This window comes from Streptomyces sp. NPDC003016, from assembly GCF_053591455.1.
The window spans coordinates 1-21,624 of sequence record NZ_JBSFTV010000064.1; the positions used below are offsets into that span (position 1 = coordinate 1).

Annotated in this window: 17 protein-coding genes and 2 pseudogenes; 9 read left to right on the top strand and 10 right to left on the bottom strand. The window is 70.6% G+C overall.

The window, feature by feature from the left end; genetic code table 11:
- Positions 1 to 293, bottom strand: a pseudogene (locus tag ACWDZ4_RS33375) (fasciclin domain-containing protein); the annotation flags it as partial.
- A 375-nt stretch (positions 294 to 668) separates the two neighbouring features.
- Between ACWDZ4_RS33375 and sigK the strand changes: the two are divergent.
- Both sigK and ACWDZ4_RS33385 read left to right on the top strand, forming a co-directional pair.
- Positions 669 to 1,253 carry an ECF RNA polymerase sigma factor SigK gene (gene sigK, locus ACWDZ4_RS33380; RefSeq protein ID WP_451512141.1) on the top strand — a complete coding sequence of 195 codons (585 nt, stop codon included), beginning with the start codon at positions 669 to 671 and terminating at the stop codon, positions 1,251 to 1,253.
- On the top strand, positions 1,250 to 1,990 hold the full coding sequence (locus tag ACWDZ4_RS33385) for an anti-sigma factor (protein WP_451512142.1): 741 nt from the start codon (positions 1,250 to 1,252) through the stop codon (positions 1,988 to 1,990). The genes sigK and ACWDZ4_RS33385 overlap by 4 nt, the downstream gene beginning before the upstream one ends.
- Before the next feature lie 177 nt (positions 1,991 to 2,167).
- On the opposite strand, the gene ACWDZ4_RS33390 is transcribed toward ACWDZ4_RS33385, so the two are convergent.
- Entirely contained in the window at positions 2,168 to 3,613 is a 1,446-nt protein-coding gene (locus ACWDZ4_RS33390) for a glyceraldehyde-3-phosphate dehydrogenase (RefSeq protein WP_451512143.1), read from the bottom strand.
- A gap of 186 nt (positions 3,614 to 3,799) precedes the next feature.
- Here ACWDZ4_RS33390 and ACWDZ4_RS33395 point away from each other — a divergent pair, with 186 nt between their 5' ends.
- Both ACWDZ4_RS33395 and ACWDZ4_RS33400 read left to right on the top strand, forming a co-directional pair.
- Positions 3,800 to 4,234, top strand: a complete 435-nt coding sequence (locus tag ACWDZ4_RS33395; protein WP_451512144.1) for a DUF6153 family protein — start codon at positions 3,800 to 3,802, stop codon at positions 4,232 to 4,234.
- Positions 4,235 to 4,321: 87 nt separating this feature from the next.
- The gene (locus ACWDZ4_RS33400; RefSeq protein ID WP_451512145.1) at positions 4,322 to 4,954 is read left to right on the top strand and encodes a DUF305 domain-containing protein; all 633 of its coding nucleotides are present in this window, start codon (positions 4,322 to 4,324) and stop codon (positions 4,952 to 4,954) included.
- A gap of 100 nt (positions 4,955 to 5,054) precedes the next feature.
- Here the strand turns inward: ACWDZ4_RS33400 and ACWDZ4_RS33405 are convergent, their stop codons facing one another.
- The 5 genes and pseudogenes from ACWDZ4_RS33405 to ACWDZ4_RS33425 form a co-directional block, all read right to left on the bottom strand.
- Complete coding sequence (locus tag ACWDZ4_RS33405; RefSeq protein ID WP_451512146.1) at positions 5,055 to 5,558, bottom strand: hypothetical protein; 504 nt, start codon at positions 5,556 to 5,558, stop codon at positions 5,055 to 5,057.
- 260 nt (positions 5,559 to 5,818) lie between these two features.
- The gene (locus tag ACWDZ4_RS33410; protein ID WP_451512147.1) at positions 5,819 to 6,004 is read right to left on the bottom strand and encodes a hypothetical protein; all 186 of its coding nucleotides are present in this window, start codon (positions 6,002 to 6,004) and stop codon (positions 5,819 to 5,821) included.
- 248 nt (positions 6,005 to 6,252) lie between these two features.
- On the bottom strand, positions 6,253 to 6,696 hold the full coding sequence (locus ACWDZ4_RS33415) for an ATP-binding protein (protein ID WP_451512148.1): 444 nt from the start codon (positions 6,694 to 6,696) through the stop codon (positions 6,253 to 6,255).
- Between the two features lie 153 nt (positions 6,697 to 6,849).
- Positions 6,850 to 7,294 (bottom strand): annotated as a pseudogene (locus ACWDZ4_RS33420) (flavin reductase family protein).
- Between the two features lie 154 nt (positions 7,295 to 7,448).
- On the bottom strand, positions 7,449 to 9,011 hold the full coding sequence (locus ACWDZ4_RS33425; RefSeq protein ID WP_451512149.1) for an MFS transporter: 1,563 nt from the start codon (positions 9,009 to 9,011) through the stop codon (positions 7,449 to 7,451).
- Between the two features lie 116 nt (positions 9,012 to 9,127).
- On the opposite strand from ACWDZ4_RS33425, the gene ACWDZ4_RS33430 reads away from it, so the two are divergent.
- From ACWDZ4_RS33430 to ACWDZ4_RS33440, 3 genes are all read left to right on the top strand, one after another.
- Positions 9,128 to 9,952 carry a leucine-rich repeat domain-containing protein gene (locus tag ACWDZ4_RS33430; RefSeq protein ID WP_451512150.1) on the top strand — a complete coding sequence of 275 codons (825 nt, stop codon included), beginning with the start codon at positions 9,128 to 9,130 and terminating at the stop codon, positions 9,950 to 9,952.
- 569 nt (positions 9,953 to 10,521) lie between these two features.
- Complete coding sequence (locus ACWDZ4_RS33435) at positions 10,522 to 12,396, top strand: galactose oxidase-like domain-containing protein (RefSeq protein WP_451512151.1); 1,875 nt, start codon at positions 10,522 to 10,524, stop codon at positions 12,394 to 12,396.
- A 60-nt stretch (positions 12,397 to 12,456) separates the two neighbouring features.
- Positions 12,457 to 14,289 (top strand): Dyp-type peroxidase, encoded by a 1,833-nt coding sequence (locus ACWDZ4_RS33440; protein WP_451512152.1) that lies wholly within the window; start codon positions 12,457 to 12,459, stop codon positions 14,287 to 14,289.
- A 94-nt stretch (positions 14,290 to 14,383) separates the two neighbouring features.
- On the opposite strand, the gene ACWDZ4_RS33445 is transcribed toward ACWDZ4_RS33440, so the two are convergent.
- The gene (locus tag ACWDZ4_RS33445; RefSeq protein WP_451512153.1) at positions 14,384 to 15,343 is read right to left on the bottom strand and encodes an EamA family transporter; all 960 of its coding nucleotides are present in this window, start codon (positions 15,341 to 15,343) and stop codon (positions 14,384 to 14,386) included.
- A gap of 102 nt (positions 15,344 to 15,445) precedes the next feature.
- On the opposite strand from ACWDZ4_RS33445, the gene ACWDZ4_RS33450 reads away from it, so the two are divergent.
- Together ACWDZ4_RS33450 and ACWDZ4_RS33455 are read left to right on the top strand one after the other, a co-directional pair.
- Positions 15,446 to 16,321, top strand: a complete 876-nt coding sequence (locus tag ACWDZ4_RS33450) for a LysR substrate-binding domain-containing protein (RefSeq protein WP_451512154.1) — start codon at positions 15,446 to 15,448, stop codon at positions 16,319 to 16,321.
- A gap of 162 nt (positions 16,322 to 16,483) precedes the next feature.
- Positions 16,484 to 19,348 (top strand): beta-L-arabinofuranosidase domain-containing protein, encoded by a 2,865-nt coding sequence (locus ACWDZ4_RS33455; protein WP_451512155.1) that lies wholly within the window; start codon positions 16,484 to 16,486, stop codon positions 19,346 to 19,348.
- Between the two features lie 20 nt (positions 19,349 to 19,368).
- Here the strand turns inward: ACWDZ4_RS33455 and ACWDZ4_RS33460 are convergent, their stop codons facing one another.
- Together ACWDZ4_RS33460 and ACWDZ4_RS33465 are read right to left on the bottom strand one after the other, a co-directional pair.
- Positions 19,369 to 19,752, bottom strand: a complete 384-nt coding sequence (locus ACWDZ4_RS33460) for a class III lanthionine synthetase LanKC N-terminal domain-containing protein (RefSeq protein WP_451512156.1) — start codon at positions 19,750 to 19,752, stop codon at positions 19,369 to 19,371.
- Positions 19,753 to 19,858: 106 nt separating this feature from the next.
- Complete coding sequence (locus tag ACWDZ4_RS33465) at positions 19,859 to 21,247, bottom strand: endo-1,4-beta-xylanase (protein WP_451512157.1); 1,389 nt, start codon at positions 21,245 to 21,247, stop codon at positions 19,859 to 19,861.
- Positions 21,248 to 21,624: the final 377 nt, after the last annotated feature.

Consider the following 21,624-nt stretch of genomic DNA (forward strand, 5'->3'; position numbering starts at 1 on the left):
AGTGCCGGGTTGTTCGACGCGGCTGTCGCCACCGGGTCCTTGGCCATGCCGTCGAAGCTGCCCGCACCGTCCTCCGGGACCGAAGCACACCCCGGACCGAACGGACCCGACGCCTGCGCGGCCCGCCCGGCGTCGTCCTGACCCGCGCTGTCCTTCTCCTTCGGGGCCGAGGAGCCCGAGGACTTGTCGCTCCTGCCGCCTTCGTCATCCATGCCACAAGCCGTGAGAACGAGCGGAAGGGCGGCCGTGACGGCGAGGACGGCAACAGTGCGACGCGAGCGGGTGCTGAACATGAAACAGGTCTCCTTGAGGCGGTCGGCGCACCGGCGGGCGGTGCTCATGGATGAGGAGTGCCAAGTGGGTACGGCCCCGCAGTCCGCTTCTTGCTGCTTCGGGGCCGTACCGCTTCCCTCACGTCGTCTATTCGGTACCGGGGCCGCTGCGGATTGGTGGCGGGGCGAACGAGTTCTGGCGGGTACACAAAGTCGGTCGGCGAACCCATCCGCGAGACCGGCGGCTACGAATCAGGCGAAAGAGCGAGAACCGCCCGGAAACCACTGAGGGCCGGGCCTTTCTCACCCGCATCGCTTGGAATTGGAAAGGTCCCGCATGGGCGACCATGACCCCGCACTCCGCCGAATCGGCCCCACTCCCACGGGAGATGTGCGGTGAGGGAGATCGCGCGCACCGGACGCACCGCGCAGCGTGGACCCGAGCCGGCCGATGTCGTCGCTCGGGTGACCGGCGGCGACCAGGACGCCTTCGCCGCCCTCTACGACGAGATCTCCGGTCCCGTCCACGGGCTGGTGCTCAAGGCGCTGCGGGATCCGCCCCAGTCCGATGAGGTGGCGCGGGACATCATGGTCGAGGTGTGGCGTACCGCGACCCGCTTCCGTCCCGACCGGGGCAGTGTCATGCCATGGGTGATGACGATGGCTCACCGTCGTGCGGTGGACCGTGTCCGCTCCGAGCAGGCGGCCACGGCACGCGAGCAACGCGATGTGCTGCGCGAGCGCATGCCCGAGTACGACCAGGCCGGCGCAGAGGTGGCGGTCCGGCTGGAGAGCGAAGACGTACGGCGGTGTCTGAGGACCCTGACCGGGCCCCAGTGTCAGGCCGTCACGCTCGCCTACCACCAGGGCTGCGCGCACCGGGAGGGCGCCGTCCGTGCGACGGCGCCCCTGGGGACAGTCAGGACACGTCTGCGCGACGGTCTGATCCGGTTTCGGGACTGCAGGGGAGTGAACCCATGAGCGAGGAACACATGCACGTCCTCACCGGCGCCTACGCCTTGAACGCGGTGGCGGACGGCGAGCGCGAGATGGTCGAGCGACACGCGCGGGACTGCCCGGAGTGTGCCCAGGAGGTAGGGGAGCTGACCGCGACCGCGGCCCGACTGGGAACGGCCGTCGCCGCTGCGCCGCCGCGCCGGATGAAGCGCGAGGTCATCACCTCGATCCAGGCCGTACGACAGATGCCCCCGCAGGTGACGGCCGGTGACGTCGTACGCCGTCCGGCCCGCGCAGGCCGGATGTCCCGGCTGGTCCTGGCGGCCTGTGTGGCCGCGGCCACCGCGTTCTCAGGGGTGGCGGTCTGGCAGTTCGGGGAGGCACGGCAGGCCGGGCAGCACGCACAGCGGGTCAGGGCGCAGAGCGGGGACCTGGCACGGGTGCTGGCCGCTCCGGACGCCCGTACGGTCGTCGCCACCGTCAAGGGCGGCGGACGGGCCACGGTGATCGTCTCCCGTGGCCAGGACCGCGCGGCCTTCCTCGCCTCCGGCCTGGCGCAGCTGCCCGGGGGCAGGACGTATCAGCTCTGGTTCGACGACGACGGCCGGATGAGGCCGGCCGCGCTCATCGGACGCGACGGCGGTGTCGTGGTGGAGGGGGAGATCGGAAAGGCGACCGGCATGGGCGTCACGGTGGAGCCCGCCGGCGGTTCGTCCCAGCCCACCACCACCCCGTTGGCCCTCATGACGCTCCCGGCCTGAGGCGTACTCCCATGGTCACCGGTGGGCCGTGACAACGGGAGGGGAACGGTACGCACGGGCGGCGGGGCGGCAGGGTGGCGGTGGGGGAGCAACCGGCAGCCGGCCGGAACCTGCTGCCGTCCCGCCGCCCCACCGGTGCCCCGTCCGCCGGGGCACCGGTGGGGCGGTCCGCCGAGGTCAGACCGCCGGGGCCGGGTAGGTCGGGTACTCCACGCCGGACACGTGCTGGACGACCCGGATGACCTGGCAGGAGTAGCCGAACTCGTTGTCGTACCACAGGTAGAGGATCGCGTTGTCGCCGTCGACCTTGGTGGCGCCGGCGTCGACGATCGAGGCGTGGCGCGAACCGATGAAGTCGCTCGAAACCGCGTCGGGAGCGGTGGTGAAGTCGATCTGGCGCTTGAGCGGCGAGGTCAGCGACACGTTGCGGAGATAGTCGAGGACCTCCTCGCGGGTGGTCTCGCGCTCGAGCCGCAGGCTGAGGATCGCGATCGAGACGTCGGGCACCGGTACGCGGATCGAGCTGCCGGTGATCGGCGCCTTGAGATCGGGCAGTGCCTTGGCGACGGCGGAGGCGGCACCGGTCTCGGTGATCACCATGTTGAGCGGCGCCGAGCGGCCGCGGCGGTCGGCCTTGTGGTAGTTGTCCAGCAGGTTCTGGTCGTTGGTGAACGAGTGGACGGTCTCCACGTGGCCGCGCAGGACGCCGTACTCGTCGGCCATCGCCTTCAGCGGCGGGACGATCGCGTTGGTGGTGCAGGAGGCGCAGGACAGGATCTGATCGTCGGGCTTGATCGTGTCGTGGTTGACGCCGTGCACGATGTTGGGGACGTCGCCCTTGCCCGGCGCGGTCAGGACGACCTTGTCGATGCCGGGGCGCAGGTGGGTCGACAGGCCCTCGCGGTCGCGCCACTTGCCGGTGTTGTCGATGAGGATGGCGTCCTTGATGCCGTACGCCGTGTAGTCGACCTCCGACGGGTCGCCGGCGTAGATCACCTTGATCTCGTTGCCGTTGGCGACGATCGTGCTGTTCGCCTCGTCGACGGTGATCGTGCCCTGGAACTGGCCGTGGATGGAGTCGCGGCGCAGCAGCGAGGCGCGCTTGACGATGTCCTGGTCACCGCCCTGGCGGACGACGATGGCGCGCAGTCGCAGGCCGTTGCCGGAGCCGGCCTTCTCGATGAGCAGGCGGGCGACGAGGCGCCCGATGCGGCCGAAGCCGTAGAGGACGACGTCGCGTCCCTCGCTGCGCTCGATCTTGTTGGCGCCCGTGGCGCCGGCGACGGCCTCGGCGGTGAACTCCTCGACCGGGAGACCGCGGTCGTCGGCCTTGTACGTCGCGGCGAGCATGCCGATGTCGATCTGGGAAGGGCCGAGATCGAGCGTGGTGAGAGCCTGCAGGAACGGCAGCGTCTCGGTGACCGAGAGTTCCCCGCCGGCGATCTGCCGGGCGAAACGGTGGGTCTTGAGGATGCTGACCACTGACTTGTTCACCAAGGAGCGGCTGTGGAGCAGGATCGTGACATCACGCTCCCGGTGTAGCTTCCCGATGATGGGGATCATCGACTCCGCGATCTCCTCGCGGTTCTTCCAGTTGGTGAACGAGTCGTCATTGACAGTCACAGGTTTATCTTTCGAGCTAGGCGGCGCTCATATGCTAACCCCACCGCTGTTTTGATCATCCAGGTGGTGCCACCTGAGCGGAATGCCGTGCTCGGGTCCAGGGCCCGAGCAGGGGGGGAATGGCTTGCCGGGTGACACAGCGAGGCTTGAGCCGACGGGATCCGGGCCGCCGATTATGATGCGGGGATGAGACGGCAGGTGTGGCGCGAGGCCCGGCCCGGTGGGCCGCGGGTGTACGTGCTGCTGGTGCTGGCCGTGTTGGTGGGTGTGGTGGCCATGCACGGCTTGGGGCCTGCTGTCCCTCCGGCCTCGTCCTCCGCCGTGCCGGAGGCTCGCCACGCGGTCGTGGCCGCGGCCTCGCCGCACTCCGGCGCGGCCGTGTGCGAGGACTGCGTCCACGCCGGGCACGACGACGACGGTGGTGCCGGCGGACATGTCGAGCACGCCGACGACACGTGCGCTGCCAGTGGTACGAGCGGAGCGCCCGTACTGCCGACGCTTGCTCCGGCCGGGGCCGCTGCGTGGTGTCCGACTGCGGACGTACCCGCCTTCGTCCTTGCCGCGGCGCCGGGTGGACGGGCCCCGCCCTCGCTGAGCGAACTGCAACTCCTGCGCATATAGGCCGGCCCGCTGCGCCCGCCCCCCTTGGGGCGGTGCCGCGGTCAAGAGCCATGCCTCATCGAGCACACACGCAGGAGTCGCACCACCATGAACGCACACCGTTCGCTGATCCGCCGTGCCGCCGCGGCGGCGGCCGTGGCGTCCGCCGCCGTCGTACTCGCCGCCTGCGGCGGGGGACATGACAGCTCGGCCGGCCACGACGGCCACGACAAGACCTCCTCGCCCAGCGCGTCGGCCTCTGCCGAGCAGGGTGAGCACAACGGAGCCGACGTCGCTTTCGCGAAGGGGATGATCCCGCACCACCGTCAGGCGGTCGAGATGGCCGATCTGGCGCAGAGCCGGGCGCAGTCCGCCGAGGTCGAGAAGCTGGCCGCGGAGATCGAGAAGGCGCAGGGCCCGGAGATCAGGACTCTGTCCGGGTGGCTCGCTTCCTGGGGCGAGGAGGTTCCCGAGGAGGGCCGGAGTGCCGGGCACGGCGACCACTCCATGTCCGGGATGATGACGCCCGAGGAGATGGACGAGCTGGAGAAGGCTTCCGGCACGGCGTTCGACACCGCGTTCCTCAAGATGATGGTCAAGCACCACGAAGGCGCGGTCGAGATGGCCAGGACCGAGCAGTCCGACGGTGCCTACAAGCCCGCCAGGGACATGGCCGACGCCGTCGTCACCTCGCAGAGCGCCGAGATCGCCCGCATGAACAAGCTGCTCGGCAAGAGCTGACCCCACCAGCCGTAACGCGGGGGCGGCCACCAGCCGCCCCCGCTCTTTCCGCACCCCGAGTGCCCGGCCGGCCGCGCTCCGGACGGCTCGCCGTACGAGCTCACAGCTGACAGGCGACGTCCAGCAGCTCGATGGGCTTCTCCGCGTCCAGATCGACGTACGCGGTGAAGTGCTGCTTGTCGTTCGCGCCCCAGTGGGTGGTGACCGTCGCCCAGCCGACCCGCGCCGACTGCGCGGTGGTCACCTTGCCGATCGAGATGTTCCGCGGCTCGTTCTGGGCGCACAGCAGCAGGTCGTAGTCGGGGGTGTCGGCCGCCCGTTCCTTGAGGTCGGGCGCCACCTGGTGCTCGCGCTCCCAGGGGGACGGGCCGTGCTTGCCGTAGAAACCGACCAGGAAGCGGTGGATCTCCGCGGCGGTCCAGCGCTTGTCCGGGGCCGGTTCGGCCCTCGGGGTGGTCCGCGCGGCCGGGGTGTGGTGGGCGGTCGCGGCGGCCCGGTCCGGCTGGGCGGCAGCCGGAGAGGTCGCGGCAAGGGCCGGGGCGAGGCCGACTGCGGCGGCACACGCGGTGGCGACAGCGGTGGCACGCGAAGCAGTACGAGGCATCAGATGTCCACGACTTCCATTTTTTATGCGCGTTGTCCGGTCTTGACTGCTGAGGCACCCGGATGCACCCGATGGTTGCGGCCCTCCACGCCCGGATCCTGCCGCGGTGGTGGGCCCGACGGGCGGGCGCGCAAGCTCCGCTGGCTTCCTCGCCCGCCACGACGGCTTCTTCGTCGAGGAGAGCGGAGGAGAGCGGAGGAGAGCCGAGGAGAAGGGCGTCCCGGCCGGACGCGAAGCCCCCGGCCGGGACGCCGGCCCGCCTACCGGGAGGCGCCGCCGCCGAAGAGCGAGCTGAGCACCTGCCCGGCGAAGTCCAGACCTTTCTGCTCGCGTGGGGTCAGGGTGGTGGGGGTGTCGTCGACGGGCACCGCGGCGGCGGCGGTCCCGGAGGCAAGCAGGACGGCTGCGAGGGAAGCGGTGAGGGCGAGGGTGAAACGACGGCGCATGGTTCTGTCCCTTCGGCGCGTACGAGGATTCCGTCTCATCTTCACCGTGCGACGGGTGCGCTTGTGCGTACCCGGCCCCGGACAGCTCGATTTCCCCGGGCCTGTCACCCGATCCGGTCAGGCCCTTCACCCGTCGGGGGGCACCGTGCCGGTGAGCGCGGGCTCACGGGAGCCCGGCACGGGTCCGATGAGGCCATGACGGTCGCGTCACCCGGCACCGTGCTCCCTCCGGCTCCTGCCCGGCCGGGTCAGGGGCGCCGGGGCGCTGTGGGCCGCGGCGTCGCGGACGACGGCTCGGTGCGAGGCGGCTTGAAGCAGGCGGTGACCGTCTTGCCGTGCTGCTGCGCATGGGTCTGCCAGCTGTCGGCGAGGGCCTGCACGATGCTGACGCCCCTTCCCGAAACGGCCCCCGGGTCCGGGTCCCTGGGCTTGGGCACGGCGCTGGACTCGTCGTGGACGCTCACGTGCAGGCAGGTGCTGTCCCAGGTCAGCACCAGTTGGGCGTTACTGCGGGCGTGCAGGTGGGCGTTGGTGAGGAGTTCGGAGACCGCCAGTACGATCTCGTCCACGGTACCGGGCGCCTCGGCGGCCCAGGGGAGGGACTCCAGCTGGTGACGCGTCCACTCCCGCCCATCGCGTACGCCCTTGCCCGCGGGGAACGTACGGGCCCACCCGGTCGCTTTGACGGCCATGGCATTCTCTCCGGAGTTCTCGTCCAGCAACGACGCGGAACGTCTACCCGCTGCGGCCCGGATCACCGTCACCGGAGAGCCGAGTACGCCCTGGTCCGGTGTGCGCCGCCCCCGGTGCCGACCCGCCGTGGGCGAGCGGCGCCCCGCTTCGGATCAGGCGGGGTGGCCCGGCGGCAGGTCGGCGACGTCGGTGAAGCCGAGCAACTGGGCGCGGCCGGGCGGGCGTGCGGATTCGGCCACCGGTGCCGGGAGGAAACCCACGTGGTCTCCCCCGGTGAAGAGGTCCGGAACACGTCCGACGAACCAGGCGCACGCATCGGTCAGTACCGGCGTGCCACCGTCCTGCGGCTGCCATGCGACGCGCTCGAACGTGTCGAGACGGTCACCGGTCTCGCCGCCGAACAGCTCGGCCAGCGCTCTGTCCTCACGACGCAGCAGGTGCACGCCCAGATGCGAGGCCCGACCGCGCCACGCGGTAGGTGTGATTGGCCGTGGACAGCCACACCATGAACCGGGGCGGATGGATCGAGCACTGGGAGGCGAATCCCACCAGGCATCCCGACCGCTCTCCCGCGGCTGCGGCCGTGACGACGTACATCGGGTAGCTGAGCAGATCGGTGAACGTGTCGAGCTTCACGAACCGACCGTACCCGGCCGGTGGCCCCCCAGAGGCGCGTCGGCGACCGCGAATCCGTGGGGGACGTTCCGCGGATCCGGCGGCCGGGCAACCGCCCATGACCGGGAAAGGAGGATCAACCGGTGAAGGTGCCGGAAGGACTTTCCCTGCCGTCCCTGCCGTCCCTGCCTCCGTCCCCCGTCCCGTCCCCGCCCGTCCGTCCGTCCGGCACTCCGCCACCGGCCGGTGCGCTGACGGACAGCGGAGTCGCGATGTCTTCGAGGGACTTGCCCTCCGCCGCGACGGCGAAGAACACCGCCACCACACCCGCGGCCACCATCAGCGACGCGCCGACGCAGAACGCGAGTACGGCGTCCCCCACCACTCCGCTGTGAGTGAGCTCCGCGAACAGCAGCGGCCCGGAAATGCCGCCGGCCGCTGTGCCGATGGCGTAGAAGAAGGCGATCGCCATCGCGCGGGTCTCCATCGGGAAGATCTCACTGACCGTCAGGTAGGCGGAACTCGCGCCTGCCGAGGCGAAGAAGAGGACGACGGCCCAGCACACGGTCATGGTCGTCGCGTTGAGCCAGCCGCTGTTGAAGAACCACGCGGTGACGAAGAGCAGCAGCCCCGAGAGGATGTAGGTGCCGGCGATCATCGGCTTGCGGCCCACCGTGTCGAACAGCCGCCCCAGCAGCAGCGGCCCGAGGAAGTTGCCGAAGGCGATGGCCGCGAAGAAGTACCCCGTCGACCCGCTGGGCACGTCGAAGAACTTCACCAGGATCGAGCCGAATCCGAAGGTGATGGCGTTGTACAGGAACGCCTGCCCGATGAAGAGCGCGAAGCCGAGGACCGCGCGCTTGGGATAGGAGCGGAACAGGGTCCGGGCGATCTCGACGAATCCGATACTGCGCCGCTGCTCGATGGTGATGGCCGTGGCGGGTTCGGGCAGGCGCTTCCCGGTCTCTTCCTCGATCTCGCGTTCCACTCTGGTGACGAGCTCGTCCGCGCCTTCCGAGCGCCCGTGGATGAACATCCAGCGCGGACTCTCCGGCACGTGCCGGCGGACCAGCAGGATGACCAGGCCGAGTACGACACCGAGGGCGAAGGTGAGTCGCCAGCCGATGTCCTTGGGGAAGATGTCGGTGTTGAGGGCCAGGACCGACAGCAGGGCGCCGCCCATCGCACCGAGCCAGTAGCTGCCGTTGATGATGAGGTCCACGCGTCCCCGGTACTTGCTGGGGATCAGCTCGTCGATGGCCGAGTTGATGGCCGCGTACTCGCCGCCGATGCCGAAGCCGGTGAGGAAGCGGAAGAGGAAGAACCACCACGAGGAGTAGGACAGGGCGGTCATCGCGGTCGCCGCCAGGTAGACCGCCAGGGTGATGAGGAACAGTTTCTTGCGGCCGTACCGGTCGGTGAGCCAGCCGAAGAACAGGGCGCCGGAACAGGCGCCGGCCACATAGAGGGCGGCGGCGACCCCGGTGACTTGCGCGTCCGTGATCGGCAGTCCGCTGCCCTCCTCCGAGAGGCGGCTCGCGACAGTGCCGACGACGGTCACTTCGAGACCGTCGAGGATCCATACGGTGCCGAGCCCGATCACGATCATCCAGTGCCACCTCGACCACGGGAGGCGGTCGAGTCTGGCCGGGATTTTGGTGGTGATGGTTCCGGTTGCCGCGCGTTCGGTCTGACTCATCGTGCGCTTCCTCCTGACAGCGACTCCATCGGCGCCCAAGGGGCCGCATCCGAATACCCCTGATGAAACTGGGCAAACCGCTCGGTCACTGCCACCACGTCCGTCCAACTGCCACCATGTCCGTCCAGGGGAGGGCGGATCAGGGGGAGGGCGGACAGGGTGGCGACCGGGTGGAGGAGACCTCGTTCTTCGGAGCCGGCTGTGACGGAAGGGGCGAGGTCGTGGAGCACGTACTGAACCTGTGGCGCCAGAATCTCGGAGAGGTGCCCCCGTCGGTCTGGCGGCAGCCCGGTCTCCGCGTGCTGATCCTCGCGGACAACGGGCTCACGGCCCTCCCGCCGGAGATCGGGCGGCTGCGCCGGCTGAACACCCTGGACCTGGGCCACAACGCGCTCACGTCGGTGCCTGACGAACTGGGCGAACTGACCGGACTCGGCGACTGTCTCTACCTGCACGACAATCACCTGTCACACCTTCCGGACTCCCTGGGGAACCTGACACGACTGCGCTACCTCAACGTCGGCGAGAACCTCCTCGACGTCCTGCCCGGGTCCATCGGCGACATGACCGGTCTCGTCGAACTCGGAGCACAGCACAACCGGCTGACCACGCTGCCCGGCTCGATCGGCCGACTCCACCGCCTTCGCGAACTCCGGTTGCGCGGGAACAGGATCGAACAGCTGCCGTCATCGGTCGCTGGATTGCACCAGCTGCGTCACCTGGACCTTCGGGAGAACGCGGTGGGCGAGCTGCCGGAGTCGCTGGCCGGCCTTCCGCGACTGCGCCGGATCGACCTGCGGAGCAATCGCGTCGGCCGGCTGCCGGACTGGCTCGTCCGGATGCCGTCGTTGGAGAAGCTGGATCTGCGATGGAACGGGGTCGATCCCTCCTTGCCGCTGCTGGCGGAACTGGAACGGCAGGGCTGTTTCGTCCTGGCGTGAACCGGATGGCGCGTGCTGTCGCGCCGACAGGCCGGCAGGAACCCGGGCGCGCCGACGGTCGGCTGAGCGAAGGGCGGCGAGAGGTCCGTCCTGCGTGGCCCGGTCCGGGGGCCGGCCGTCCCCGGGCCTCTCGCCGGGCCCGCGATGGCCTGCGTACCTGAAGCGTGACCGGGCAACTGCCCTGGCGCGGGGCCTCGACGGCACCGAGGGTGATCCGACGGCGCGACAGGCCGAGGCGGTGCGGCCCGGATCCGGGCTCCGTCGCAGGTCAAACCACATCACACCGCAGAATCGATTTTCTTTGAACCGCAAGAGTGGTTCGGCGAAGTGGCTCTTGCGGGCAGTACCGGCGTCACCTCTACGTTGATGCCCGTCCCGCATCCCACTCTCCGACGTGGCAGCTCGTGCCCGTTCGGCCAATGCTCCGGTCCACCGCATCGCGGTGCATCACTTTCCGCTCCCCTATGCCACAGGCGGTCACAGAAGGCCTATCCCGCCTGCATGTCCAGACCCGCCGGAAACCGCGGAACGGTCGTGCAGGCGGAGGCCGACAGGCCACGAGGAGTCCCATGACACGTTCACGACTGTCCAGGCTGGTTTCGGCCTGCGCCGTCATCTCCGCCCTGACCACCCCTCTCGTCACCGCGCTTCCGGCCGTCGCCCACGACAGCGCGTCAGAACCCCGTTCCGTCTCCCGCGAGGCGGAACCCGGCACCGACGGCAAGGTCGCGGTGGACCAGGCCGAGGCCGCCGTCCTCGGCCAGGAGCACGCCGAGGCGCACGCCGCGGCCCGCCTGCGGGCCGAGGACCTCGGCGAATATCCGCAGCCGACGCGTACGGCACGCCTGAAGTCGCTCACCGCGTCGCAGGCGACGCACAACGCCACGTTCGGCGCGCGGGAGTACGGGGTCTTCAAGGAGTACTTCCCGTCCCCCGACTTCGGCGTGCACGTGGCCCAGCTGCCCACCGGCAAGGTCCTGATGTTCTCGTTCGAGAGGATCGAGACCAACCCGACGAAGGAGACCGCTCCCACCCAGGTCATCGGCAGGGCGAACGCCGGCCGGGCGTACCTGTGGGACCCGGAGAAGGGCAACGGCGAAGACGCGTTCACGAAGGTCGCGCCACCCACCATCATGATGCCGGACGGCAAGAACGAACCGCGGCCCGCGCCGTTCTTCTGCGCCGGTCACGCCTTCCTGCCCAACGGGATGCTCGGCGTCTTCGGCGGCAACCTCGGCGGCAACCACGGTTCCGGCGCCAAGCTGTCCCTCGTCTTCGACCCCTGGACCGAAGCGTGGGTGCTCAACGAGGAGATGTCGGTGGGGCGCTGGTACCCCAGCGCCGTCACCGGCCCCGACGGGCGGATCCTCATCATGTCCGGACAGTCGGAGCTCGGCTGGGGGACCCCCACGCCCGTCGTGGAGCGCTTCCCGGCGCTGAACCATCCGGTCCCCACCGCCAGGACCGACCTCCCCCAGAACGTTCCCGTGGACGTCTTCAAGGCGCAAGCCCCGTTCAAGCACGACTATCCGCACCTGTTCTCCCTGCGTGACGGCAAGATTTACGGGCTCGGCCGCGACCACGACCAGCAGTGGCTGTTCGACCCGGTCGCGGAGACCCGGACGGACCTGCCCGCGCGGCCCGACGCGTTCATGCGCAACTACGGCTCCGCGGTGCCGCTGCCGGCCGGTTTCAAGGGCCCCGACTCCGTCCTGGTCCTCGGTGGCAACCGGGACGACCCGAACACGTACCAGCTCGTCGGCGGCCGGTGGAAGACGAAGGAGCCCCGGGCCTTCGGCCGTACGCAGGACGACACGCTGATCCTGCCCGACGGCACCCTGTTCACCGTCAACGGCGCCCATGACATCCGGGACTACGGCAACGGGCCCTACAACCCCAACGCCGACCTGAAGTACCGGCAGACCGAGATGCGCGACGAGGGCGGCGACTGGAAGCTCGGGCCCGCCCAGCGGCTGCCGCGCGGCTACCACTCCAACGCCGTGGTCCTGCCCGACGGCCGCATCATGGTCACCGGTGACGAGGCCCAGCAGATCGCCAACGACCCCGACATCGGGGACGACATGGACGGCACCATCGAGATCTACGAGCCCGCCTACCTGCACAACGGCGAACGCCCCGACCTCTCGGCGGTGCCCCGGCGCCCGCTCGGCTACGACGCCCGGTTCAGGGTGCTCACCTCGACCCCGCAGGACGTCGAGCGCGCCGTCCTGCTCGCCCCCACGACGGCCACCCACTCGGTGAACTTCAGCCAGCGCCACCTCGAAGTCCGCATCAAGAGCCGCGGCGACGGCGCCCTCGAACTCCAGGCACCGCCCTCGGCCGAAGCCGCCCCTCCGGGCTACTACATGCTCTTCCTCCTCAACGAGGAGGGCGTGCCCAGCATGGCCAAGTTCGTGTCCTTCGGTCCGCCCGCCGCCAGGTGACGGCCGGCCGGAGCACGACGCGGGAACCCACCCCGAGAAACCCCAGGAAGTGAAGGAAGAATGACCGATCTGGCACTGCGGGAGAGCACGGAGATCCAGGGCGATGTGCTCGCCGGTTTCAAGAAGGACCATGTACAGCTGCTGTTCCTGAAGTTCGACGACGCGACGCGGGCGCGCACCTGGCTGCGGCGTCTGAAGCCGCGCATCGCCACGACCCGGCAGGTCGCGGCGTTCAACGCGGCCTTCAGCGAGGCGCGCAGGAACACCGGCGGTGACGACCCCCGGGCTCTCAACGCCGTATGGCGCAGCGTCAGCCTCACCCACGGCGGCATCCGGACGCTGACGGGCAAGGAGCCCTTCCCGGACACCGTGGAGGGCACGACACAGCACGCGTTCAAGCAGGGGTCCGCCGTACGGGCGGGAATGCTCGGCGACACCGGGGACAACTCCCCGGAGAACTGGCTCTTCGGCGACAGCAACGCGCAGCCCGTCCACGCGGTCCTCACCATCGCGGCCGACAAGGTCGAGGACCTGCGGGCGGCCCTCGCCCAGGAGCGGCAGGAAGCCTCCGTCCACAAGGTCGTGATCGTCTTCGAGCAGGACGGCGGGACCCTGACGGGAGACCGGCGGGGCAAGGAGCACTTCGGCTTCAAGGACGGCATCAGCGAGCCGGCCGTGGAGGGATTCGACCTGCCCGACCCCCAGAACCCCGAGTGGAAGAAGGGGAGTCCGGGCACCCGGATCATCCCGGCCGGTGAGTTCGTCATCGGTGAGGAGACGGTCAGAGGTACGCCTTGCACCATGCCGGACTGGGCGAAGAACGGCTCGTTCCACGTGGTGCGCCGGCTCGGCCAGGACGTTCCGGGCTGGTGGGCGCAGATCGGGGCGCGGCTGAAGGAACTGAAGAACATGAAGGCCGTGCCCCCGGAGGCCACCACGGAGTGGCTGGCGGCCCGTATGGTCGGGCGCTGGCGTTCGGGCACGCCCGTGGCGAAGTGCCCGCACGCCGACATGTCCTCCGACCCGGAAGCGGCGACCGACAACAACATCAGTTACGCGAACGACCTGGAGGGGGAGACCACCCCGCTGTTCTCCCACCTCCGCAAGACCAGCCCCCGCGACGGCCTCGCGCTGAAGAAGGGCGACAAGCCCGTCCCGGAGAAGGGCGAGCTCGACTCCCGGCGCATCATGCGCCGCGGCATCCCCTACGGCCTGCCCTTCGACCCCGCGGGAGCGGACGGCCACGGCCCCGACGCCGCTCGCGGTCTGGTCTTCGTCAGTTACCAGGCCGACCTGGTCAGGCAGTTCGAGTTCATCCAGAAGGACTGGGTCAACGACACGAGCTTCCCGCAGCGCGAGCCGGAGGTCGGCGCGGACCCCATGATCGGTGTGTCGACCGACGTCAGCTTCGTGGGCAAGCAGGTGTGCTTCGAGCAGTTCGTACGGACCGAGGGGGCCGTGTACGCCTTCACGCCGTCGCTGTCGACCCTCGACCGGCTGGCCGACGGCAAGCTCTCGGACGACGCCCCGAAGATCAAGGTCGTGGTCACGGAGAACGGCAACCACGAGATCTCCGCCGTCTCCACCTTCGACATCGGTGACACCGTCGACGCGGGCAGGGCGAAGCTGGTGCTCCAGGACGACGGCAGGCTCGTCGTCTTCGACGAGAACGAGGACCCCCGCTGGGCCTCGAAGAACCCCGCCACGAAGGGCGCTCGCGCCGTCTTCCAGGAGGACGGCAACCTCGTGATCTACACGCCGGACAACCAGCCGGTGTGGGCCTCGGTGACCGACGGCAACCCGGGCGCCAGGCTCGTGGTCCAGGCCGACGGCAACGTGGTGATCTACGACAGCAGGGGCACCCCCGTCTGGCACACCAAGACCCAGCACTGACGCGGCACCGGCCACCTGACCGGAACAGCCCGCCGGGGGGACCGGTGGGCTGTTCCGCGCTGTCGCGACATCGCGGGGGCGTTCTCCGTTGTGCCTACGCCCCCGTCGGGACCCTCCCGGCCGCCTGCGTCCGCACCGCCCCCATGCTCGCCGCGACGACCAGCACGATCGCCAGCCCCTCCGCGGGCGAAAGGGCCTGACGCAGTACGAGGAAACCGGCCGTGGCGGCGATCGCCGGTTCCAGGCTCATCAGCACCGCGAACGTCGCCGCGGGCAGCCTGCGCAGTGCCAGCAGCTCCAGCGTGTACGGCAGGACCGACGACATCAGCGCCACCGCGAGCCCCAGCCCCAGCGTCGAGGGGACGAACAGCCGCGCCCCCGCCTCCATGAGCCCGAACGGCAGGCTCAGCAGCGCACCGACCCCCATCGCCATCGCCAGCCCGTCCGCCTGCGGGAAGCGCCGTCCGGTACGGGCGCTGAAGACGATGTACGCCGCCCACATGCCGCCCGCCGCCAGGGCGAACGCCGCACCGGCCGGATCGAGCCGGTCGAAGCCCCCTCCGCCGAGCAGCACCACACCGCCGAGGGCGAGCCCCGCCCACAGCAGGTTCACCAGCCTCCGCGAGGCGAGCACCGACAGGGCGAGCGGACCCAGTACCTCCAGGGTGACCGCCGCGCCCAGCGGAATACGGTCCACGGCCTGGTAGAAGAGCATGTTCATCCCGCCCATGGCGGCGCCGAAGGCGAGGACGGTGGCCCAGTCGGCGCGGGAGTGCCCGCGCAGCCGGGGCCGGCAGACCGCGAGCAGCACCAGGGCGGCGAGCACCAGCCGCAGCGTGACGACGCCGAGCGCACCGGCCCGCGGCATCAGCAGCACGGCGACGGCCGCCCCGAACTGCACCGAGAGACCGCCCGCGACGACGAGCGCCACCGGCCCCAGGGAACGCCGGGCGCCGGCGGGCGGCGCGGGCGCGGCGCCCGCCGCCTCCGGCGGTACGACCGCCGCGCCCGCCTGCGCGCCGTTGCCCGCGTTCGCGGACCGCGCGTCCTTCACACCAGCCTCCCCGGTTGCTTCGTCCCGACCCGTCCTGCCCACGCTACGGACCCGGGCGTCGCGCGTGAAATGCCGTTCTCGCTGTGGTTATGCTCCTCACGCATGAGCATCGAGCTGCGCCATCTCCGCTGCTTCCTCGCCATCGCGGAGGAGTCCAACGTGACCAGGGCCGCCGCCCGGCTGGGCCTCACCCAGCCCAGCGTCTCCCGCACGCTCGCCTCGCTCGAGAAGCGGATGGGCGTGCGGCTGGTGGACCGCTCCACACACCACCTCGCCCTCACGGCGGAGGGCCGGGCCTTCCGTGACAAGGCCACCGTCGCCGTCACCGCCTTCGACGAGGCGCTCGACGCCGGACGGCTGCGGCGCCGGCCCCTGCGGCTCGGGCACGCCTGGTCGGCCCTCGGCCCGTACACCACCCCGTTGCTGCGCCGCTGGCAGCGCGAACATCCGGACACCCCGCTCGAACTGCTCAGGATCGACGACCGTACGGCGGGACTCACCCGCGGCGAGGTCGACGCCGCCGTACTGCGCGGCCCGGTGGACACGCCCGGCCTGGTCACCGAGCTGCTGTTCACGGAGCCCAGGGTCGCGGCCGTGCCGTCGGACGACCCGCTCGCGGCGCGGGCCTCGCTGACGCTGGCGGACCTCGCGGCCGGCCCGGTCGTCCTGAACACGGTCTCGGGCCTGACGACGCCGGACCTGTGGCCCGAGGAGATCCGGCCCACGGCGACGGTCACGGTGGCCAACACGGACGACTGGCTCACCGCGATCGCCGCGGGCCGCGGCGCGGGGGCGTCGGTGGCCTCCACCGCCCAGATGCACGCGCACCGCGGTGTCACGTACCGGCCGCTGTCGGACGCCCCGAGCGCGCCCGTCTCCCTGGCCTGGCGCAGCGCGTCCCCGCATCCGGCCGTCCGTCAGCTGGTGGCCCTGGCCCGGGCGGTGGCCGGTCCGGCCGGTCCGGCCGGACCGCGCTGACGCGCCTTCGCGGCGGCGGGTCCGGCGCGGCGGCGACCCTGCTCCCCGGTGCTCCCTGTCGCCCTCTGTTGCTGCGGAGGTGTTGACGTGTCTTCGTCACGGCCCTACCTTCCGATCGACAGGTCAGACCACGTTCGATATCTCGGACGAAATGAGGAGTCCATGCCGTCCCTGGACAGACGACGCTTTCTCCGCGGTGCGACGCTCGTCGCGGCGGTGCCCCTGATGTCGTCCCTGCCCGGGGCCCCGGCCACCGCGGCGCCCCGGACCCCGCCCCGCGCCGCACTCGGCAGTGGTGCCGGCGCAGCCCGCGCCGCGCTGCCGGCTCCGTCCGCCTGGACGGTCCGGCCCTTCCCGCTCAGGGACGTGACCCTCGGCGGCAACGGAGTCTTCGCCGCCAAGCGCGACCTGATGCTCGATCACGGCCGTGGCTACGACGTCGACCGCCTGGTGCAGGTCTTCCGCGCCAACGCCGGGCTCTCCACCCGCGACGCGGTCGCCCCCGGCGGCTGGGAGGGCCTCGACGGCGAGGCGAACGGAAACCTCCGCGGCCACTACACGGGCCACTTCCTCACCATGCTCTCCCAGGCATACGGGAGTACCGGGGAGGCGGCCTACTCCGACAGGATCCGCTACATGATCGGCGCCCTGACCGAGGTCCGCGAGGCACTGCGCCGCGATCCGGCCGTGCTCAGTGTCCCCGGGAGGTCCGGTACGGCCGCCGAGAACGTGCGCGGCTCCCACCAGTACGTCGACCTGCCCGCCGGCGTACTCGGCGACTCACCCTCCCTCACCCTCTCCGCCTGGGTGAAGCCCACGCACGACGCCGACTGGACCCGCGTCCTCGACTTCGGCGACGACACCACCCGCTACCTCTACCTGGCCGCCCGCAACGCGAACGGCCACCCCCGGTTCGCCCTCACCACCAGCGGCCCCGGCGGTGAGCAGGGCGTCGACGGCACCGCCCCGCTGCCGCTGAACCGGTGGAGCCACCTCGCGGTGACGCTCACCGGCACCACCGCGACGCTCTACGTCAACGGCGCCGCCGTCGGCCGGAACGCCGCGACGACCCTCGGCCCGGCGGCGCTCGGGACCCTCGCCCACCACTGGCTCGGCCGGTCGCACTTCCCCGCCGACCCCGTCTTCGCCGGCGCCTTCGACCGGGTCGACATCTGGTCACGCGCACTGACCGCCGCCGAGATCGCCGGACTCCAGGACGCGCCCGCCGGCCGGTCCTCCGCGGGCGCCGGCGACCTGGCCTCGTACCGCTTCGACGAGACGAGCGGCTCCACCTTCGCCGACTCCTCCGGCCGGGGACTCCACGCCACCCTGCGCCGCACCTGGGGCGCGCCGAGCCACCCCGGCTTCCTCGCGGCGTACCCGGAGACGCAGTTCATCACCCTGGAGTCGATGACCGCCGGCAACTACACCGTGGTGTGGGCGCCGTACTACACCGCCCACAAGATCCTGCGCGGACTCCTCGACGCGTACCTGGCCACCGGCGACGCGCGGGCGCTCGACCTCGCCGAGGGCATGTGCGACTGGATGCACTCCCGGCTGTCCGAGCTGCCCGCCACCACCCTGCAGCGCATGTGGGGGATCTTCTCCAGCGGCGAGTTCGGCGGCATCGTCGAAGCGATCTGCGATCTGTACGCGGTCACCGGGAAGCGCGAACACCTGGCGCTGGCCCGGCTCTTCGACCTCGACCGGCTCATCGACGCCTGCGCCGCGGGCGAGGACGTCCTGGACGGCATGCACGCCAACCAGCACATCCCCGTCTTCACCGGGCTGGTCCGGCTGTACGACGAGACCGGCGAGCAGCGGTACCTCACCGCGGCGAAGAACTTCTGGGGCATGGTCGTCCCGACCCGGATGTACGGCATCGGCGGCACCAGCACCGCGGAGTTCTGGAAGGCGCCCGGGGCCGTCGCCGCGACGCTCAGTGACACCAACGCCGAGACCTGCTGCGCGTACAACCTGCTCAAGCTGAGCCGGACGCTGTTCTTCCACGAGCAGGACCCGGCGTACATGGACTACTACGAGCGGGCGCTCCACAACCAGATCCTCGGCTCCCGGCAGGACCGGCCGGACGCGGAGAAGCCGCTCGTCACCTACTTCGTCGGACTGCGCCCCGGACACGTGCGCGACTACACGCCCAAGGCGGGTACGACGTGCTGCGAGGGCACCGGCATGGAGAGCCACACCAAGTACCAGGACTCGGTGTACTTCGCGCGGCCCGACGGCACCGCCCTGTACGTCAATCTCTACAGCCCCACCACGCTCACCTGGGCGGAGAAGGGCGTGACCGTCACCCAGAGGACCGACTACCCGAGGGAGCAGGGGTCCACGATCACCGTCCGGGGCCGCAGGCCCGCCGCCTTCGACCTGCTGCTGAGGGTGCCGGCCTGGGCGCGGGACGGCTTCCGGGTGACCGTCAACGGCAGAACGGTGAAGGGGACTCCGGTCCCCGGCAGCTACTTCACCGTGTCCCGGACCTGGCGCGACGGAGACACCGTGCGCGTGAGGGTTCCCTTCCGGCTGCGGGTGGAGAAGGCCCTGGACGACCCGGCCGTGCAGACCCTGTTCTACGGTCCGGTCAACCTCGTGGCCCGGGACGCCCGCACGGACTACCTCCGCCTCGGGCTCTACCGCAACGCCGCTCTCTCCGGCGACCTGCTGCCCAGCCTCACCCCCGTGGAGGGCGAACCGCTGCACTACACCCTCGACGGCGTCGAGTTCGCGCCCTTCTTCGAGGGGACGGAGGACCCCACCCACGCCTACTTCCGGCGCGCCGAGCCGCAGGTCGTCTTCGGCGCCACGGAGTCCGGCGTCGCCAACCCGGCCCGGCCCGACGGCACCACGCTCCTCGACGAGGTCTGGGCCGCCGCCCCCTTCACGGACAAGCAGGCCCTGGTGCGACACGTGGAATCCACGGTGGACACCTGGGTGAGCGCGGGACTGCTCGGCGCGGCCGACGGCCGGAAGACGGTGAGCACGGCCGAGAGGGCCTCTTACGCGGGCAGGTGACGGTGACGTACGACGCGGGATCATGGCCCCGGAGCGTGACGAACAGCGTTTACGGGCACGAGCGGGGATGATTCGCCGCGGGGCAGGTCCGACAGCAGGGAGCGCCAGTGATCCGTGTCCTTCTCGTCGAGGAAAAGCTTCCAGCCCTGGAGGGGAAGTGTGCCGCCGTCGGGGCGGAGCACGACCCAGTTGTCCCTCTCGGAGCGGGTCCATGAGGCAGTAGGCGCTCTTGGCGCTTGTCCACCGGGTCCCCTCCCGTTCCGGGTCCCGGTCAGCTCCTGGACCGGCACATGCCGCGCGTACGGACGCGCGTACGGAGCCGGAGCGATGAGAGGTCCGCTCCGATACCGCTGGAGCGACGTCTGCGTTCGACGATCGCGGAGTTGCCCGGCGCGGAACACCACCGGCTGTCACGCGGTGGCCGTGAAAAACACACGGCCGCACCGTGCGGGGCGCCACGCCCCGGGCCGCTTCCGCCGCTGTGGCCCGGGGCGTGGCGCTGCCGGGTGGTCAGGAGACGGTGCAGGAGCCGATGACGGGGGCCGAAGTGGTGCCGTTCGTCATGACGGTGAAACCGAAGCTCGTCGACGCCCCGGCCGCCAGGTTTCCGTTGCCGTTGGGCTTCATGGTCATGACATTTCCGCCGCTGTTCCAGCTGGGTGTGCCGTTCCAGGTCGTGGAGATCCTCTGCGGAGGTGTCACGGTGACGGTCACGGTCCAGTTGCTGATCGCGGAGGTGCCCGCGGTCACGGTCACCTTGCCGTTGAAGCGGTCGCCCCACTCCTCGGCCTTGCTGTAGGACGCGGTGCAGCCGGCGCTTCCGCCGCCCCCGCCCCCGCCGGCGGAGCCGCCGAGTGCGGACAGTACGGCATGGTAGGCGGGCTTCTTGTTGTAGTTGCCGTCGAACAGCAGGGGGGTGCCGCCGCTGCGCCAGGAGTACTTGTCGGTGACGCCCCAGACCGTGATGCCGGTGCAGCGGGCGACGGCCAGGCAGGCGTTCACCGTGTTGCCGTAGCTGGTGGCCTGGGAGCTGCCGGAGCCTTCGATGTCCAGCTCGGTGATCTGGACGTCCACGCCGAGATCGGCGAAGCGCTGCAGGTTCGCCCGGTAGTCACCGGGAACCGGCGACGCGCTGTTGAAGTGGGACTGGAAACCCACGCAGTCGATCGGCACGCCGCGCGCCTTGAAGTCCTTCACCATGGCGTAGACGGCATTGCTCTTCGCGTTGACGCCGTCGGTGTTGTAGTCGTTGTAGCAGAGCTTGGCGCTGGGGTCGGCGGCGCGGGCGGTACGGAACGCCTCCTCGATGAAGCCGTTGCCGAGCTTGTCCTGGAAGGGTGAACTGCGCCGGGCGCCGCTGCTGCCGTCCTGGAAGGCCTCGTTGACCACGTCCCAGGAGTGGATCTTGCCCTTGTAGTGCTGCATGACCTGGGTGATGTGGTGGTTCATCGCCGATCTCAGGTCGGCGGCGCCGAGGCCCCCGACCCAGCCGGGCAGCTGGGAGTGCCACACCAGGGTGTGTCCGCGGACCTTCATGCCCCTGCTCTGGGCGTGGCTGACGATCCGGTCGGCGGAACCGAAGCTGAACGAGTTCCTGGTGCCTTCGAGGGCGTCCCACTTCATCTCGTTCTCGGGTGTCACCGAGTCGAACTCCGTGTTCAGCGTGGAGACGTAGGCGGATTCGCCCAGGTGGTTGGCGGCGACGGCGGTGCCGAAGTAGCGCCCCTTGCCGGCCGCCGCGGAGGCGAGGGTGGTGCCCGCGGCCTCGGCCGTGCCGGAGAGGGCCGTCGTGCCCGTCGCGGCGAGGAGGCACGCCGCGGCGAGGACGAGCGTGTTTCGGGTGCGGGAGCGCCGGCGCGGACGGGTCCGCCCGCGTTCGGTGGAAGTACTCGTGACCATTTCATCCTCTTCTGGCGGGACGGAAGCGTGCGTCCGCCGCATCGCGGCACGACGCCCCCGTCGAACGGCGGGTGCGTGTCGAGCAGGTGAGGGGTCGGGCGGTCGAGCGGTACCGAGACGGTCGGGACGTACCTGGCGAACGCTGTCGCCGCCGGTCGGGCCGCACGAGCGCGTGGGACGAGGTGGAGCCGACAGGCCATTCGAAACTTTCGAAAAATTCTCCGAATGACTGCGGAGACCTTACGACTGGCCCCTTGGGGGGTCAACCACTTGCGCAGAGGTTCGTCCGGAACGGCTCGCGCACGCCGGGCCGCCGTTGCGGCGAGCGTTGCGCCGGGGGAGGGGGATCGAAGGCAACGGCCTTCTCCGTGGCGGCG

Coding starts and splice junctions, on each gene's coding strand:
- ACWDZ4_RS33410 (WP_451512147.1), bottom strand. CDS start 6,004: ATGCGCCGTCGTTTCACCCTCGCCCTCACCGCTTCCCTCGCAGCCGTC.
- ACWDZ4_RS33385 (WP_451512142.1), top strand. CDS start 1,250: ATGAGCGAGGAACACATGCACGTCCTCACCGGCGCCTACGCCTTGAAC.
- ACWDZ4_RS33415 (WP_451512148.1), bottom strand. CDS start 6,696: ATGGCCGTCAAAGCGACCGGGTGGGCCCGTACGTTCCCCGCGGGCAAG.
- ACWDZ4_RS33440 (WP_451512152.1), top strand. CDS start 12,457: ATGACCGATCTGGCACTGCGGGAGAGCACGGAGATCCAGGGCGATGTG.
- ACWDZ4_RS33395 (WP_451512144.1), top strand. CDS start 3,800: ATGAGACGGCAGGTGTGGCGCGAGGCCCGGCCCGGTGGGCCGCGGGTG.
- ACWDZ4_RS33430 (WP_451512150.1), top strand. CDS start 9,128: ATGTCCGTCCAGGGGAGGGCGGATCAGGGGGAGGGCGGACAGGGTGGC.
- ACWDZ4_RS33465 (WP_451512157.1), bottom strand. CDS start 21,247: ATGGTCACGAGTACTTCCACCGAACGCGGGCGGACCCGTCCGCGCCGG.
- ACWDZ4_RS33405 (WP_451512146.1), bottom strand. CDS start 5,558: ATGCCTCGTACTGCTTCGCGTGCCACCGCTGTCGCCACCGCGTGTGCC.
- ACWDZ4_RS33455 (WP_451512155.1), top strand. CDS start 16,484: ATGCCGTCCCTGGACAGACGACGCTTTCTCCGCGGTGCGACGCTCGTC.
- ACWDZ4_RS33400 (WP_451512145.1), top strand. CDS start 4,322: ATGAACGCACACCGTTCGCTGATCCGCCGTGCCGCCGCGGCGGCGGCC.
- ACWDZ4_RS33435 (WP_451512151.1), top strand. CDS start 10,522: ATGACACGTTCACGACTGTCCAGGCTGGTTTCGGCCTGCGCCGTCATC.
- ACWDZ4_RS33450 (WP_451512154.1), top strand. CDS start 15,446: ATGAGCATCGAGCTGCGCCATCTCCGCTGCTTCCTCGCCATCGCGGAG.
- ACWDZ4_RS33425 (WP_451512149.1), bottom strand. CDS start 9,011: ATGAGTCAGACCGAACGCGCGGCAACCGGAACCATCACCACCAAAATC.